This is a genomic window from Micromonospora sp. NPDC047793 (assembly GCF_040642635.1).
Lineage (GTDB): Bacteria > Actinomycetota > Actinomycetes > Mycobacteriales > Micromonosporaceae > Micromonospora.
The window spans coordinates 34621-49139 of the sequence record NZ_JBEYSG010000006.1; the positions used below are offsets into that span (position 1 = coordinate 34621).

At 74.1% G+C, this 14519-nt stretch carries 18 protein-coding genes and 1 tRNA gene; 15 read left to right on the plus strand and 4 right to left on the minus strand.

The annotated features are described in order from the left end of the window. Nucleotides 1-80: 80 nt before the first annotated feature. From ABZ738_RS14605 to ABZ738_RS14635, 7 genes are all read left to right on the plus strand, one after another. Nucleotides 81-1058, plus strand: coding sequence for a 4Fe-4S dicluster domain-containing protein (locus tag ABZ738_RS14605; protein WP_357213844.1), 978 nt, complete (start codon nt 81-83; stop codon nt 1056-1058). Continuing rightward, the gene (nrfD, locus tag ABZ738_RS14610) at nt 1055-2125 is read left to right on the plus strand and encodes an NrfD/PsrC family molybdoenzyme membrane anchor subunit (RefSeq protein ID WP_176094168.1); all 1071 of its coding nucleotides are present in this window, start codon (nt 1055-1057) and stop codon (nt 2123-2125) included. Before ABZ738_RS14605 ends, nrfD begins: the two co-directional genes overlap by 4 nt. A 54-nt stretch (nt 2126-2179) precedes the next feature. Continuing rightward, nucleotides 2180-2275: transfer RNA gene (locus tag ABZ738_RS14615), tRNA-Sec, on the plus strand. A 20-nt stretch (nt 2276-2295) separates the two neighbouring features. Continuing rightward, a complete protein-coding gene (gene selA, locus ABZ738_RS14620) occupies nt 2296-3600 on the plus strand; it encodes an L-seryl-tRNA(Sec) selenium transferase (RefSeq protein ID WP_357213420.1) in 1305 nt (434 codons plus the stop codon). Between the two features lie 2 nt (nt 3601-3602). Further along, the gene (gene selB, locus ABZ738_RS14625) at nt 3603-5405 is read left to right on the plus strand and encodes a selenocysteine-specific translation elongation factor (protein WP_357213423.1); all 1803 of its coding nucleotides are present in this window, start codon (nt 3603-3605) and stop codon (nt 5403-5405) included. A 4-nt stretch (nt 5406-5409) separates the two neighbouring features. Further along, on the plus strand, nt 5410-5607 hold the full coding sequence (locus ABZ738_RS14630) for a hypothetical protein (RefSeq protein WP_013733930.1): 198 nt from the start codon (nt 5410-5412) through the stop codon (nt 5605-5607). A 68-nt stretch (nt 5608-5675) separates the two neighbouring features. Then, the gene (locus ABZ738_RS14635) at nt 5676-5852 is read left to right on the plus strand and encodes a hypothetical protein (RefSeq protein ID WP_162854401.1); all 177 of its coding nucleotides are present in this window, start codon (nt 5676-5678) and stop codon (nt 5850-5852) included. 9 nt (nt 5853-5861) lie between these two features. On the opposite strand, the gene ABZ738_RS14640 is transcribed toward ABZ738_RS14635, so the two are convergent. The 4 genes from ABZ738_RS14640 to ABZ738_RS14655 are packed head-to-tail and all read right to left on the minus strand — an operon-like array spanning nt 5862 to nt 8157. After that, nucleotides 5862-6509: a hypothetical protein gene (locus ABZ738_RS14640; RefSeq protein WP_131057745.1), complete on the minus strand. Its 648-nt coding sequence runs from the start codon at nt 6507-6509 to the stop codon at nt 5862-5864. A 28-nt stretch (nt 6510-6537) separates the two neighbouring features. Next, the gene (locus ABZ738_RS14645) at nt 6538-7002 is read right to left on the minus strand and encodes a hypothetical protein (protein ID WP_357213428.1); all 465 of its coding nucleotides are present in this window, start codon (nt 7000-7002) and stop codon (nt 6538-6540) included. Further along, on the minus strand, nt 6999-7214 hold the full coding sequence (locus ABZ738_RS14650) for a phosphatidylethanolamine-binding protein (RefSeq protein ID WP_357213431.1): 216 nt from the start codon (nt 7212-7214) through the stop codon (nt 6999-7001). The genes ABZ738_RS14645 and ABZ738_RS14650 overlap by 4 nt, the downstream gene beginning before the upstream one ends. A gap of 40 nt (nt 7215-7254) precedes the next feature. After that, nucleotides 7255-8157: a universal stress protein gene (locus ABZ738_RS14655; RefSeq protein ID WP_357213434.1), complete on the minus strand. Its 903-nt coding sequence runs from the start codon at nt 8155-8157 to the stop codon at nt 7255-7257. A 130-nt stretch (nt 8158-8287) separates the two neighbouring features. Here ABZ738_RS14655 and ABZ738_RS14660 point away from each other — a divergent pair, with 130 nt between their 5' ends. The 8 genes from ABZ738_RS14660 (at nt 8288) to gcvH (ending at nt 14415) form a co-directional block, all read left to right on the plus strand. Further along, nucleotides 8288-9034, plus strand: a complete 747-nt coding sequence (locus tag ABZ738_RS14660) for an SAM-dependent methyltransferase (RefSeq protein ID WP_131053836.1) — start codon at nt 8288-8290, stop codon at nt 9032-9034. Nucleotides 9035-9096: 62 nt separating this feature from the next. Beyond that, the gene (locus tag ABZ738_RS14665; protein WP_131053835.1) at nt 9097-10275 is read left to right on the plus strand and encodes a PP2C family protein-serine/threonine phosphatase; all 1179 of its coding nucleotides are present in this window, start codon (nt 9097-9099) and stop codon (nt 10273-10275) included. Between the two features lie 43 nt (nt 10276-10318). After that, entirely contained in the window at nt 10319-10774 is a 456-nt protein-coding gene (locus ABZ738_RS14670; protein ID WP_131053834.1) for a MarR family transcriptional regulator, read from the plus strand. 292 nt (nt 10775-11066) lie between these two features. Further along, entirely contained in the window at nt 11067-11702 is a 636-nt protein-coding gene (locus ABZ738_RS14675) for a CDP-alcohol phosphatidyltransferase family protein (RefSeq protein WP_131053833.1), read from the plus strand. Nucleotides 11703-11769: 67 nt separating this feature from the next. Next, a complete protein-coding gene (locus tag ABZ738_RS14680) occupies nt 11770-12669 on the plus strand; it encodes a DUF881 domain-containing protein (protein ID WP_131053832.1) in 900 nt (299 codons plus the stop codon). Continuing rightward, complete coding sequence (locus tag ABZ738_RS14685; RefSeq protein ID WP_013733919.1) at nt 12666-12998, plus strand: small basic family protein; 333 nt, start codon at nt 12666-12668, stop codon at nt 12996-12998. The genes ABZ738_RS14680 and ABZ738_RS14685 overlap by 4 nt, the downstream gene beginning before the upstream one ends. Nucleotides 12999-13007: 9 nt before the next feature. Beyond that, nucleotides 13008-13976 (plus strand): DUF881 domain-containing protein, encoded by a 969-nt coding sequence (locus ABZ738_RS14690; RefSeq protein WP_357213440.1) that lies wholly within the window; start codon nt 13008-13010, stop codon nt 13974-13976. 58 nt (nt 13977-14034) lie between these two features. Further along, nucleotides 14035-14415 carry a glycine cleavage system protein GcvH gene (gene gcvH / locus ABZ738_RS14695; protein WP_357213847.1) on the plus strand — a complete coding sequence of 127 codons (381 nt, stop codon included), beginning with the start codon at nt 14035-14037 and terminating at the stop codon, nt 14413-14415. Nucleotides 14416-14519: the final 104 nt, after the last annotated feature.

Genomic DNA, 14519 nt, shown 5'->3' on the forward strand with positions numbered 1-14519 from the left:
ACCGGGCAGGCCCGTCCGCGACGTCGGGGCAGGCGTACCAGCCGGCGTCGGCGTCCGGCTGGGTCGACGCGCCCCCACGGATGGGTTTCTTCACCGACACCAGCGTCTGCATCGGCTGCAAGGCGTGCGAGGTGGCCTGCAAGGAGTGGAACGGGGTGCCGGCCTCCGGCCTGGACCTGCTCGGCATGTCCTACGACAACACCGGCGCGTTGACCGCGAACTCCTGGCGGCACGTGGCCTTCGTGGAGCAGCCTCGTCCGGCCGGGCACCACGACGCGCCCTTCCCCGGCACGCCGACCGGCGACCCGGTCAGCGCCGCCTCGGCGGCGACCGCCGCCGGCACCGGCAGCCCGACCGACACGAGCCACGCGACCGGCACCGATCCTGGGCTGCCGCCGGGTGATCCGGCGGTCGCCGCCCGGATGACCGAGTTCCTGGGCATGCCCGCCGCCGGGCCGCCGGGGCGTACCGGCAGTGCGGAGGGCCGGTCGGACTTCCGCTGGCTGATGATGTCCGACGTGTGCAAGCACTGCACCCACGCGGCCTGCCTGGACGTCTGCCCGACCGGGTCGCTGTTCCGCACCGAGTTCGGCACGGTGGTGGTCCAGGAGGACATCTGCAACGGCTGCGGGTACTGCGTCTCGGCCTGCCCGTACGGCGTCATCGACCGGCGGGTCGACGACGGCCGGGTGTGGAAGTGCACGCTGTGCTACGACCGGATCGGTGCCGGCCTGACACCGGCCTGCGCGCAGGCGTGCCCGACGGAGTCGATCCAGTACGGTCCGCTCGACGAGTTGCGGGAACGGGCCGCCGCCCGGGTCGCCACGCTGCACGAGCGGGGGACGCCCGAGGCACGGCTCTACGGTCACGACCCGGCCGACGGCGTCGGTGGTGACGGTGCGTTCTTCCTGCTTCTGGACGAACCGGAGGTGTACGGCCTGCCACCGGATCCGCAGGTCACGACCCGGGATCTGCCGAGAATGTGGCAGCGTGCCGGGGTCGCCGCGCTGGCGATGGCGGCGGTGGCGGTGGGCGCGTTCCTCGGTGGTCGGCGGTGACCCCCCGCGAGCCGGAGGTGGGTGACCGGTTCCGTCGCTTCCGCGACCAGGCGGCCGACGGCCGCACCGACGACCGCACCGGCGGTCGCCGCGGCGGACGTGGCGGCGAGGAGTTGGCGGTGCCCCGGGCGGAGTTCCGCTCCTACTACGGCCGACCGATCCTGAAACCGCCGGTGTGGACCTGGGAGATCGCCGCGTACCTGTTCACCGGTGGGCTGGCCGCCGGTTCGTCGCTGCTGGCGGCGGGCGGGCAGGTGACCGGTCGGCCGGCGCTGCGGCGCGTCGGCCGGGTCGCCGCGCTGGTCGCGGTCACCGCCAGCGCGGGCCTGCTGGTCAAGGACCTGGGACGGCCGGAGCGGTTCCACCACATGCTGCGGGTGGCGAAGCCGACGTCGCCGATGTCGGTGGGGACCTGGATCCTGAGCGCGTACGGTCCGGCCGCCGGGTTGGCCGCGATCGCCGAGGCGGCACCGCTGCTGCCCGAGCGCGGTCCGCTGGGGCTGGTCCGTCGGGTGCTGCCGCCGGTGGGGCACGCCGCCGGGCTGGCCGCCGCGGCGACCGCGCCGGCCCTGGGCACGTACACGGCGGTGCTGCTGGCGGACACGGCCGTGCCGTCGTGGCACGAGGCGTACCCGCACCTGCCGTTCGTCTTCGCCGGCAGCGCCCTGGCCAGCGGTGCCGGGGTGGGGCTGCTCGCCGTGCCGCCCGCGCAGGCCGGTCCGGCGCGGCGGATGGCGGTGGCCGGTGCCGCTCTGGAGTTGGTCGGCGCGCACCGGTTGGAGACCCGGTCGGGGTTGCTCGGCGAGCCGTACCGCACGGGTCGCGGCGGCCGGTTGCTGCGGGTCGGGCGGGCGTTGACCGTGGCCGGGGTGGCCGGGGCGCTGGTGGGTGCCCGCAGCCGGGTGCTGTCGGCGGCCTCCGGCGCGGCGTTGCTGGCCGCGTCGGTGGCGACCCGCTTCGGGGTGTTCCACGCGGGGGTGGCCTCGGCCCGGGATCCGAAGTACACGGTGCTGCCGCAGCGGGAGCGTCTGGCGCGGCGCGCCGGTGAGGCGACGGCCGGGCGGTGATCGGGTGCCGACTCGGCCGTACGGCCGGGTGGGTGCTGTGATCCAATGCTGGGTGGAGGCGTTCAGGCGGCTGGTGCCCCTCCCGGTCTTCAACACCGGTGTGGTCCGGGATCCGGGCCAGGCGGGTTCGATTCCCGTCCGTCTCCGCCACACGGTGAGGAGATGACGCGATGGGCGACGGCGTCGCCGACCCGCGCCGCCGGGTGCCGCGTACCGACGCGCTGCTGGCCGATCCCCGGCTGGTCGCGGCCGCCGCCGCCCTGGGTCGGGAGCGGGTGAAGGTCGCCGTCCGGCAGGCGCAGGACCGGGCCCGGCGCGGTGAGATCACCCCCGAGGCGGTCTCCGTCGAGGCGCTGGCCGCGCTGCCGTCGGCGGCCCCGCGTGCCGTGCTCAACGCCACCGGCGTGCTGCTGCACACCAACCTCGGGCGGGCCGCCCTCTCCGACGCGGCGGTGGCCGCCGTGGTCGCCGCCGCCGGGCACACCGACGTCGAGATGGATCTGGGTACGGGCCGACGTGCCCGGCGGGGTCGCGACGCCGTCGACGCGCTCGCCGCCGCCGTGCCGGAGGCCGAGGCGGTGCACGTGGTCAACAACGGTGCCGCCGCTCTGGTGCTGGCCGCCACCGTGCTGGCCGCCGACGCCGAGATCGTGGTGAGCCGGGGCGAGCTGGTCGAGATCGGGGACGGGTTCCGCCTGCCGGACCTGCTGACCAGCACCGGGGCGCGGCTACGGGAGGTCGGCACCACCAACCGCACCACGCCGGCCGACTACGCCGCCGCGATCGGTCCCCGCACCGGTTTCGTGCTCAAGGTGCACCCGTCGAACTTCCGGGTCACCGGTTTCACGTCGGCGGTGCCGGTCCGGCGGTTGGCCGCGCTCGGCGTACCGGTGGTGGTGGACATCGGGTCGGGGCTGCTCGCGCCCGACCCGCTGCTGCCCGACGAACCGGACGCGGCGACGACCCTGCGGGCCGGGGCGGACCTGGTCACCGCCAGCGGCGACAAGCTGCTGGGTGGCCCGCAGGCCGGGCTGCTGCTGGGCTCGGCCGCACTGGTGGAGCGGCTGCGTCGGTCTCCGCTGGCCCGGGCGCTGCGGGTGGACAAGCTGACCCTGGCCGCGCTCGCCGCCACCCTCGGCGATCCGGCCACCCCCACCCGGACGGCCCTGCATGCCGACGCGGCGCTGCTGCGGGCCCGGACCGAGCGGCTGCGGGACGCCCTGGCCGCCGAGGGTCGTAAGGCCGAGGTGGTGCCGTCGGCGGCGGTGGTGGGCGGTGGCGGTGCTCCCGGCGTGGAGCTGGACTCGTGGGCGTTGAGCCTGCCGGAGCGCTACGCCGCACCGCTGCGCACCGGTGAGCCGCCGGTGCTCGGCCGGGTGGCGCGGGGCCGGCTGCTGTTGGACCTGCGGTGCGTGCCGGAGCACGCCGACCCGACCGTCCGCGCCGCCGTGCTCGCCGTCCCGGACGGCGACTGACCATGCTGGTGGTGGCCACCGCCGGGCACGTCGACCACGGCAAGTCGACGCTGGTGCGGGCGCTGACCGGGATGGAACCGGACCGGCGGGCGGAGGAACGCCGTCGGGGCATGACCATCGACCTGGGCTTCGCCTGGACCACGTTGCCGTCCGGGGCCGTCGTCGCCTTCGTGGACGTACCCGGGCACGAACGGTTCGTGCCGAACATGCTGGCCGGGGTGGGCCCGGTGCCCGCCGCCGTGATGGTCGTCGCCGCCGACGAGGGTTGGATGCCCCAGTCCGCCGAGCACCTGGCCGCCCTGGACGCGCTCGGCGTCGCGTACGGCCTGCTCGTGGTGACCCGCGCGGACCTGGCCGATCCGGGTCCGGCGCTGGCGCGCGCCCGGGCCGAGCTGGCCTCCACCACCCTGGGCGCGGTGGAGTCGGTGGTGGTCAGCGGGGTCACCGGTGTCGGCCTGCCCGAGCTGCGTGCCGCGTTGGACCGGTTGGCTGCCCGCGTGCCGTCCGCCGACCACGCGGCGCCGGTGCGGCTCTGGGTCGACCGTCATTTCACGGTGCGCGGCAGCGGCACGGTGGTCACCGGCACCCTCGGCGTGGGCCGGTTGCGGGTCGGTGACGAGCTGGAACTGGCCGGCACCGGTGACCTGGTGCGGGTACGGGGCCTGCACCGCCTGGGCGAGGCCCGCGACGCCGTCGACCCGGTGGCCCGGGTGGCGGTCAACCTGCGCGGGGTGTCCCGGGACCGGGTCGCGCGCGGCGACGCGTTGCTCACCCCGGGTCGGTTCCGGTCCACCGACCTGGTCGACGTGCGGCTGGCCGGCGACCCGGTGGCCGAGCTGCCGGCCACGCTGACCCTGCACGTGGGTGCGGCGGCCGTGCCGGTGCGGGTGCGTCCGCTGGGCGGCGACACCGTCCGGTTGCGGTTGGGGCGTCCGGTGCCGCTGCTCGTCGGCGACCGGGCGTTGCTGCGCGACCCGGGCCGCCACCACGTCGTCGGTGGGGTGACCGTCCTGGACGTGCTGCCGCCGCCGTTGCGGCGGCGGGGCGCGGCGGCGGCCCGGGCGGCGGTGTTGGCCACCTTGGACGGTCGGCCGGACCTCGCCGGTGAACTGCGGCGACGCGGCCTGGTGCGGGCCGGGGACCTGGCCCGCGCGGGTGTGCCGGTGCACGTCGCCCCGGTGGCGGGGGACTGGCTGGCCGATCCGGAGCACTGGGCGCGGCTGACCGCGCGGCTCACCGAGGCGGTGACCCGGTACTCCCGGGAGCATCCCCTGGAGGCGGGCGCCCCGGTGGAGGTGCTGCGCCGGCAGCTCGACCTGCCCGACCGGGTGCTGGTCGAGGCGCTGGTGCGGGCGCCGCTGCGGCTGGCCGCCGGTCGGGTCGGCGCGGCCGGGGCTGATCCGCTGCCGGAGCCGGTGGCCCGCGCGGTGGCGTTGGTCCGCGACGACTTCGCGGCGTACCCGTTCCGGGCTCCGGACGCCGACCGGCTGGCCGCCGTCGGGCTCGGGGTCCGCGAGATCGGCGCGGCGGTACGGGCCGGCGCGCTGCTGCGCCTGACCGGCAACGTGCTGCTGCTGCCCGGCGCGCCGCAGCAGGCGGTGCGGGTGCTCGCCGCGTTGCCGCAGCCGTTCACGCTCAGTGCCGCCCGGCAGGCCCTGGACACCACCCGCCGGGTGGCGGTGCCGCTGCTGGAGCTGCTGGACCGGCAGGGCCGGACCCGCCGGTTGCCGGACGACGCCCGGACGGTGGTCGACGCGGATTCCACCGATCGGCCGGCAGCCGGGCGTCCCGGACGCCTACCGTGACGCCATGGACCCCTCCGCGGTCTGGCGGGACCGGCAGCACCGCTGGCGGATCGAGGCGTACCGGGCACCGGACCTGAGGTTCGCCATCTTCGCCACCAACGGCACCACCGAGTCGGCGCCGCTGTGGTTGTTCGGGATGTCGGCGCTGGCCCGCTGGCTGATGAGCCACAAGATCTCACTGGACGACCTGGAGACCGACTGATCGCCCAGTCGGGGGACAGACCAGACGAAAACCGGCATCCAAGCCTGTTCGGCTCTATCGTGCGACGGATGAAGGACCGAGGCATCCGCAAGGTCGTCGCGGTGCTGGCCGGCCTCGCGGTGATCTACTTCGGCACCACCGGCCGATCGGAGACCGAAGGCAGCGGGATCTCCGGGGGACTGGTGGTGCTGGCTCTGCTCGCCGCCCTGCTGGTGTGGCACCTGACCAAACCCGGCGACGCCTAGTGACGCCGGTCAGCGGGCCGCCACGCTCCGGTTGAGCTGCCCCACCGACTCCTCGCCGAGCGCCACCCGCACCAGCGCCGAGGCGAACCGGCCGAAGTCGTCGTCGTCGACCAGCCCGGCCAGCCGGTCGGGGGTGGCCGGCAACCCGAGCCGCTTGGCCCCGGCGACCGCCCGCCGGTCGGCGTACGGGCGCAGCTCCGGCCAGACACTCTGCACCTCGCGCAGGAAGATGTCCGCCCCGGTGGGCCCGATGCCGGGGAACTCGGTGAGCAGTCGGCGCAGCGCCGTCGGGTCACCGTCCGCCTCCCGGTGCAGCCGTCGCAGGTCGCCGTGCCACCGGTCCAGGCAGAGCCGGGCGCCGGTGCCGAGCATCGTCGCGGTCCGCTCGTCGTAGCGGCGGTAGTGGCCCCGCCCGAGCGCGTCGACGCGCTGCTGCCACCGCGCCGCCTCCATCGCCTGCGGGGTGCGGTAGCCGGCGGCGAAGAGTTCCCGGGCCGCCGCCACCGCCACACCGGCCCGGATCCGGGTGCTCAACAGCGTGACGAGCACCAGCAGCTGGTACAGCGGCGCGGGCCGGTCGGCGAGGGTGATCCCCGCCTCCTCGGCGTACGTGCGCCGGGTGAGCAGGGCCCGTGCCATCTCGCGGTGATCGCCCATCTCGCGGGAGTACCCGTTGTGGCCCGGACTAGCCCGATCGCCGCAGCCGGTTCCAGGTGGCGGCGGCCGTCACCCCGTACGCGAGGTGCGGCACGAGGTCGGCCAGCCAGTCGACGCGCCGCCAGGTGCGCGGGTCGGTGACACCGAGCAGCGTCAACGACCCGTCGGAGAGCGTCATCGCCCCGCCGCCGAGCAGAGCGGCGGAGCGCAGGATCGGCTGCCGCCGCCCACGGGTCAGCGCGGCGAAGCCGACGGCGGCGGCCACCCCGAGCCCGTACCCCATCAACGCGCCGAGCCCGGCGCGCCGGTGGGCGGCCTGCGGCGGCGCGCCCAGGTCCAGGTGGGCCGCGTCGGCCACCCTGCCGGCGCTCTCCTCCGGGGTCTGGCTGGCCGCCCGGGCCCGCACCACGATGTCCAGGTAGGTCACCGTGTTCAGCGCCAGCGTGCCGACCGCCCCGGCGATGAGCCCGTCGGCGAGGTACCCGCCCCTCACTTCTTCGGGTCGCCCGGTTCGCGGTTGCCCTTCGGACCGTAGGTGCGGTCACCCCGGACCACGCCGCGTTGTCCCCGATCCTCCTGGAGGATCCGGTTGGCGGTCTCGTCGGCCTTCTCGTCCGAGGCGCGCCGACCCGAGTCGTCGACGGCGTTGCGGATGCGGGCGCGCTGCTTGTCGTAGGCGTTGCTACCCGGACGCGGTCCTGGCATCGCTGTCTCCTCCGGTCGTCACGGTGACGGACGCGCCCGTCTACCCGCGTGGACCGCCGCCAACCCCCGGCGTGTGGACCACCGCGACCGGGCAGTGGCTGTGGCGCAGCGCCGCCTGGCTCACGGAGCCGCGCAGCAGGCCGCCGACCGGACCGTGACCGGTGCCGCCGACGACGAGCAGCTGGGCGCGGCGGGAGGCGTCGGTGAGCACGGTGCCGGCCCGTCCGCGTACCGACTCTCGGGTGACCGGCACCTCCGGGTACCGCTCGGCCAGACCGGCGAGCGACTCGGCGAGCAGCCGGTCCTCGTCGGCGCGCAGTTCGGACTCGTCGTACACCAGCGGCTGCATGTCACCGGGGCCGGTGGAGACCGGATGCCGGTAGGCGTGGGTCGCGACGACGGAGGCGCCGCGCAGGGCGGCGGTCCGGACCGCGAACTCGATCGCGGTCCGGGACGCCTCGGTGCCGTCCACGCCGACCACGACCGGCCCGTCGGTCTGCGCGGTGCCGCGGGCCACCAGCACCGGGCAGCCGGCCGACGCGGCCACCGTGGCCGTGACGGAGCCCACCACGAGGGCGCCGAGCCCACCGAGGCCCTGATGGCCGAGGACGATCATCGCGGCGGTGGGGGCGGCGTCCAGCAGCACCGCGGCGGCCTCGCCGTCGACGATCTCGCCGGTGACCCGCAGGCCGGGCGCGACCGCGCCGGCCTCGTCGACCGCGTCGGCCACCACCTGCTCGGCCTGCTCCCGCAGTCCGGTGCCGGGTCGGTCGTCGGTGACCGCGGTGACCGGCGTCCGCAGCAGCGGCCAGATGAAGGCGTGCCGGACCCGCAGCGGCAGGTCCTGTCGGGCCGCCTCGGTGGCGGCGAGCCGGATCGCGGCGCGGGCCGGCTCGGAGCCGTCCACACCGACCACCACCGCCGCGCCGTTGATCGGGTCCACGAGCACCTTCCCGCCGCCGGTCGTCGTCCGGAGCCAAGTATCGCGGCCGTGGCGGGCCCGGCGGGGCGATACCGGTGAGCGGCACCGGGTCGGTACGCTGACGGCGACTGCCGGGGAGGGAGCGTCGTCGATGGTGGAGCCCGACCAGCCGAGCACCGCACGGATGATCGATTTCTGGCTCGGCGGGGAGCACCACCACCCGGTCGACGTGGCGGCCGCCCGCGCCTTCGAGCAGGCGTACGGGCCCTGTGCCCCGGTCTTCCGGGCGCTGCGCGCCTTCCTGGGCCGCTCGGTCCGCGCGATCGCCGCCACCGGTGTGGACGGCTTCCTGGTCTTCGGTGCCGGTGTGCCGACGATGGGCAACGTGCACGAGGCCGCGCCCGACGCCACCGTCCTCTACACCGACGTGGACCCGGTGACCATCCGGTCGGGGCAGCAGATCCTGGCCGGCAGCGACCGGGCCGGGTACGGCTTCGGTGACGCCACGGACGTCGGCACGATCGATCCGGCGTTGCTGCACCGGTTCGTGCCCGGGTGGGGCCGGCGGCCGGTGGGGGTGGTGTTCCTCGGCCTCGCCGCCTTCCTCGACGACGAGACGCTCGCCCGGACCCTCGACGAGCTCTACACGGCTGCCGCACCCGGCAGCCACCTGGCGATCGACTTCGACACCGAGGAACTCGCCGGTCATCCGGAGGCACTGGCCATGATGGGGCCGGCGTTCCGGATGCGGGCGCCGGCGGCGTTCGGGCCGCTGCTGGGGCGTTGGACGCCGACCGAGGACGGCATCGTGCCGGTGACCCACTGGCGGCCGCAGGGCCCACCGGAGGCGGTGCCGGACGCGTTCCACGGCGCGGTGGCGGTGCGGTCGGCCGGGTGACCATGAATGGAACCGCCTCCGTATGATGCTTGCCCCAGAGCAAGTATCTTCGGAGGAGCGACATGCCGGATGGGCCCACGGGGGTTTCGCGCGCCCTGCGCGAGGCCCCGCCCGATCGCGTGGTCGAGGCCGCCGACCGGGCCATCCAGTCGGTCCTGGGAGCGTCGGGCACCGTCGTGTTCGTCGCCGACTACCGGATCAGCGGCCTGTGGCCGGTGCTCGACGCGCGGCGGCCGGACGCTGCCGCCCACGCCCTCCAGGGATCGCTGCAACGCTGCTTCAGCAGTCAGCAACCGGTCCGGGCCGGCGGGACCGACGGCGGGTGCCAGCTCTACCTGCCGTTGTCGGTGTGGGGCGAGCGGCTCGGCGTGCTGATGGTGGAGATGCCCGAGGAGCCGTCGGAGAGCGTGGTGCGCCGCGCCGCGGACATCGCCGGTGAGGTCGCGCTGGCGATGCACGCCGCCGACCGGGAGACCGACCGTTACCGGCGGGCGCGTCGGCAGGAACGCCTGAGCATGGCCGCCGAGTTGCAGTGGGAGCTGCTCCCGGGGCGCAGTGTCAGCCACGGCTCGTTCCAGTTGGCCGGTCAGCTGGAGCCGGCGTACACGGTGGGTGGTGACCACTTCGACTGGTCGGTGGATGACGGCCGGCTCACCGTGACCGTGCTCAACGGCGACGGGATCGGGCTCACCGCCGCCCTGCTGACGGCGGTGACGGTGAACGCGATGCGCAACGCCCGCCGGTCCGGCGGCGGCCTGGTGGAGCAGGCCGAGCTGGCCTCCGACACGGTCTACTACCAGCACCGGGGTCACCGGCACGTGGCCACTGTCCTGCTTGAACTGGACTGCGCCACCGGCCGGGTGCAGGCGGTGGACGCCGGGTCACCGCACCTGCTGCGGCTGCGCGGCGGCACCGTGTCCCGGGTTCCGTTGGAGCAGCAGCTGCCGTTGGGCATGTTCGCCGAGACCCGGTACGCCCTCCAGGAGTTCGACCTGGACCCGGGGGACCGGTTGTTCGTGGTCTCCGACGGGGTGTGGGGCGCGGATCCCAGCGGACGCGAGACGTACGGGGAACGGGCGATGGCACGGTCCATGCGGGCCACGCGGTTGCAGCCACCGCCGGAGGCGGTTGGTACGGTGATGCGCGAGTTGCAGGCATTCCACGCGGACGCCGACCTCCGCGACGACGCCGTGGTGGTCTGCCTGGACTGGCGTGGTGCCGACGGCCGGACGCAGGACTGACGGCCTCGGGTGGTATGAGCGGGACAATCGCAGGGGACATCGGGTGGAGCGACCGAATCTCGCCGCGGCGATCGACGCAGCCGCTGAGTCGTTGGTGGGTGTGCTCGACTCGGCCGCCGTCCGGCACCGGATGGCCGTCTCGCCCACCCAGTTACGGGTGCTGTCGCTGCTCAGCAGCCGGCCGGAGACCAACATCAACGGCCTGGCGGAGCTGCTGGACGTCGTACCCTCCTCGGCCAGTCGGCTCTGCGACCGGCTGGAGGCGATCGGCCTGGTGCGCCGGGAGACCGACCCGAGGGATCGGCGTGAGGTCCGCCTGACGCCCACGGCCGCGGCGGAGGTCCTGCTGGGGGAGGTGCGGTCGCGCCGTCACGACGCCGTGCGGACGGTCCTGGAGCGGATGCCGGCGCGGGTGCAGCAGGACCTGCTGCGGGCGCTGAAGGCCTTCGGTCAGGCCGCGACTGCGCAGCCGCCGGACTCCTCGGCCCGCAGCGCCTGACCCCCCGCCCACCTGTCATCCTAGGATGCCTTAGCGGTGGTGACGGTCCTCACACCGGTGCCGCACGAACACCACCGACGACACCGGTCGAGCGGGACTGGGCGCGACGACAGCCCGCTATAGTGGCAGCGCATCCGACCGACCTGTGATCATCAACGGTGGGCGGTGGGCCAGGGGAGATCCCGGATCGGGATCACAGGGGGGTGCCGGCGCCAGCCGGCTCGACAGCGCGCACGGCGTTCCATGGCGGACCCAGGGGCCGAGGTGGGTCGCGTGCCGCGGAGGAGGTTCGGTGGCGCGTCGACCGGCTCGGGCAGAGCAACCACAGGCCCCCGAGGTCGACGCGCGAGGTGCCGGCGACCGGGTCCTCACCCTGCCGAACCTGATCAGCTTCGTCCGACTGCTGGGCGTTCCGGTCTTCCTGTACCTGTTCCTCGTGGCCCGCGCCGACGTGGCCGCGATCGTGGTGCTCGCGGTCGGCGGCACCAGCGACTGGGTGGACGGGTGGATCGCCCGACGGCTGCGTCAGGTCAGTCGCCTCGGCGAGTTGCTCGACCCGCTCGCCGACCGGCTCTACATCCTCGCCACGCTGGTGGCGTTCACCGCGCGCGACGTGGTGCCGTGGCAGTTCACCGCCGCGCTGCTGGCCCGGGAGCTGCTGCTGGCCGGTTCGCTGGTGGTGCTACGCCGCTACGGCTACGGACCGCCGCCGGTGCACTACGTCGGCAAGACGGCCACGTTCCTGCTGCTTGCGGCGTTCCCGACGTTGCTGGTGGCCGCCTCGGTGCCGGCCGCGTCGGCGGTGGCCGGTGCGGTGGGCTGGGCGCTGGCCTGGTGGGGGCTGGTGCTCTACTGGGTGGCCGGGGCGCTCTACGTGGTCCAGGCGCGTCACCTGGTCCGGGCGGCTGGTCGAGGAGAGACGGCATGAGCGAGCGTCGGCGAGCGAGTCAGCGGTGCCGTGGTGATGCCGGCGCGCAGCGAAGCGGAGTGTCGGCATGAGCGAGCGGAACCGGGGGTTCACCCCGGACTTCCTCACCGAGCTGTTCCAGAACCCGCTGGATCCGGGGTACGCCGACGCGGCGGCCCGTCGGGCGAGGAACGGGAAGCCGGCGCGTCCGGGATGGTCGGTGGGACCGGTCACGGTGGTGGTCGTGTTGCTGCTGGGTTTCCTCTGCGCGGTGGCGTACCGGCAGACGATGGCCGAGGAGCCGGGGCGCGCGCAGGCCCGGTCGGGGCTGGTCGGGCAGATCAAGCAGCGGCAGGGTGAGACGGACAACCTGTCCGTGCGCGCCGACCAGTTGCGCGAGGAGGTGACCCGGCAGCGGGAGGCCGCGTTGGGTGGTTCGCAGGCGGCGCGGTTGCGGGACCTGGAGGCGCGGACGGGGCTGGGTCGCGTGCGCGGTGACGGTGTGGTGGTGCGGTTGGCGGACGGTCCGAAGGCGGGGGAGCAGTTGGGCGGGACGAAGGCGGGTCCGTCGTGGGTGCTCTACAGCGATCTGCAGGCGGTGGCGAACGACCTGTGGGGTGCGGGGGCGGAGGCGGTGGCGATCAACGGCCAGCGGTTGACGGCGACGTCGACGATCCGGTCGGCGGGTGAGGCGATCCTGGTGGACTTCCGGCCGGTGACCGGGCCGTACGAGGTGTCGGCGATCGGTCCGGGATCGATGCGTGAGGCGTACGAGGGCAGCCGGAGTGCATTGACGATGCGCCGGGTGTCGCAGGTGAACGGGTTGTCGTTCGAGGTGCGCGACGCGGACCGCCTCACGTTGCCGGCGGCGCCGGAGTCGCGGCTACGCTACGCGGAGCCCGCGGTGAGTCCGAGTGCGTCGCCGTCGGGCGGTGACGAGTCGTCCGACTCGGGTACGTCACCCAGCCCTTCCGGAGGTGGTCGATGATCGCGGTGCTGGCTCTGCTGGCCGGTGTGGTGCTCGGGTTGTGGCTGGATCCGACGGTGCCGGCGGCGTTGCAGCCGTACCTGCCGATCGCGGTGGTGGCGGCGTTGGACGCGGTCTTCGGTGGGGTGCGGGCCAAGTTGGACCGGATCTTCGACGACAAGCAGTTCGTCGTGTCGTTCATCTCGAACGTGCTGGTCGCGGCCTTGATCGTGTATCTGGGTGACCAGTTGGGTGTGGGTGGTCAGTTGTCCACCGGTGTGGTGGTCGTGTTGGGGGTCCGCATCTTCGGCAATGTGGCGGCGATCCGCCGGCACCTGTTCCGGGCGTAGGTTGGTGTCGTGAGTGACGAGCACACCGAGACGGGTACGGGGTGGCCGAAGCCGGCGGGTCCGGCCCGGCCGGGTGGGCCGGCGGGGGAGCCGGATCCGCGTCCGGACGCGCCGGATCCCGACGAGTTGAGTCCGTTGTCGCCGCAGGGGCGTCCGGAGTCGGGTGACGGTGAGCCGGTCGTCGACCCTGACGGTTCCGGCGAGCGTGCGGGTTCCGGTGGGCGCACCGAGGACGAGTCGGCGGGGAGCGCGCCTGCGGCGGGAGCGGTCAGTCCGTTGCGGCGGTTCAGTTCGGCGGCGGTGATGATCGGTGTGCTGCTGGTGTTGTTGGGGTTCACGCTGGCGGTGCAGTTGAAGACGACGTCGACGGATTCGTCGTTGGCGGCGGCGCGGCAGGAGGACCTGGTCCGGATCCTGTACGACCTGGAGGCGCGGGAGTCGCGTCTGCGGCAGGACATCACCACGTTGGAGGAGAGCCAGCGCCAGTTGCGGTCGGGTGAGCAGGGGCGCCAGGCGGCGTTGGAGGAGGCGACCCGGCGGGCGGACGAGTTGGGCATTCTGGCGGGTACGTTGCCGGCGCGGGGTCCGGGGTTGGCGGTGCGGTTCGAGGCCGGGCGGTCGAAGCCGATCTCGGCGAGCGGGGTGCTGGACGCGGTGCAGGAGTTGCGGGGTGCCGGGGCGGAGGCGATGCAGATCTCCGGTGGTGACCGCGCGTCGGTGCGGGTCGTGGCGTCGACGTATTTCCTGGACGGGGAGAACGGGTCGTTGATCGTGGACGGGCGTCGGTTGACGGGTCCGTTCACGATCACGGTGATCGGGGATCCGGCGACGATGCGTACGGCGCTCAACATTCCTGGCGGGGTGGTGGCGGTGGTGGCGGGCAACGGCGGTAACGTGATCGTTGAGGATCGTGAGGTTGCCGAGGTTTCGGCGCTGCACGTGCCGAGCACGCTGGAACACGCCCGTCCGGTCTCGTGAGGCCGGGTGGGGCCGGCACCGGTCGGACCGGTGCCACCGATGGATGAGGACGCTGCTGGTGATTCCTGAGGAACTGCGGTACTCCGCTGAGCACGAGTGGGTGGCGCCTGTCGACGGTGGTGCCGTGCGGGTGGGCATCACTCATTTCGCGCAGGACGCGTTGGGCGACATCGTGTATGTGCAGTTGCCGGAGTCCGGTGCGGTGGTGGCGGCTGGTGAGTCGTTGGGTGAGATCGAGTCGACCAAGAGTGTGTCGGAGATCTACGCCCCGGTGGGCGGTACGGTGTCGGCGCGCAACGAGGCGCTGGTCGACACGCCTGAGGTGATCAACACGGACCCGTACGGTGTGGGTTGGTTGGTGGAGATCTCTCCGGCGGATCCGGCGGCGGTGGAGGGTTTGCTGTCCGCGGACGCGTATCGCGAGTTGACCGAGAGCTGATTCGTTTTCCGGGCGGGCGGTCGGTGTGTGTGCCGCGCGTCCGGTTGCCCTGTTTTTCGGCGCTGGCTAGGCTCGCCCAGTCGACCGAGAACCCAATTAGTTGT

Coding starts and splice junctions, on each gene's coding strand:
- selA (WP_357213420.1), top strand. CDS start 2,296: ATGGGCGACGGCGTCGCCGACCCGCGCCGCCGGGTGCCGCGTACCGAC.
- ABZ738_RS14660 (WP_131053836.1), top strand. CDS start 8,288: ATGGTGGAGCCCGACCAGCCGAGCACCGCACGGATGATCGATTTCTGG.
- ABZ738_RS14605 (WP_357213844.1), top strand. CDS start 81: ATGGGTTTCTTCACCGACACCAGCGTCTGCATCGGCTGCAAGGCGTGC.
- ABZ738_RS14635 (WP_162854401.1), top strand. CDS start 5,676: ATGAAGGACCGAGGCATCCGCAAGGTCGTCGCGGTGCTGGCCGGCCTC.
- ABZ738_RS14665 (WP_131053835.1), top strand. CDS start 9,097: ATGCCGGATGGGCCCACGGGGGTTTCGCGCGCCCTGCGCGAGGCCCCG.
- ABZ738_RS14630 (WP_013733930.1), top strand. CDS start 5,410: ATGGACCCCTCCGCGGTCTGGCGGGACCGGCAGCACCGCTGGCGGATC.
- selB (WP_357213423.1), top strand. CDS start 3,603: ATGCTGGTGGTGGCCACCGCCGGGCACGTCGACCACGGCAAGTCGACG.
- ABZ738_RS14685 (WP_013733919.1), top strand. CDS start 12,666: ATGATCGCGGTGCTGGCTCTGCTGGCCGGTGTGGTGCTCGGGTTGTGG.
- ABZ738_RS14640 (WP_131057745.1), bottom strand. CDS start 6,509: ATGGGCGATCACCGCGAGATGGCACGGGCCCTGCTCACCCGGCGCACG.
- ABZ738_RS14650 (WP_357213431.1), bottom strand. CDS start 7,214: ATGCCAGGACCGCGTCCGGGTAGCAACGCCTACGACAAGCAGCGCGCC.
- ABZ738_RS14680 (WP_131053832.1), top strand. CDS start 11,770: ATGAGCGAGCGGAACCGGGGGTTCACCCCGGACTTCCTCACCGAGCTG.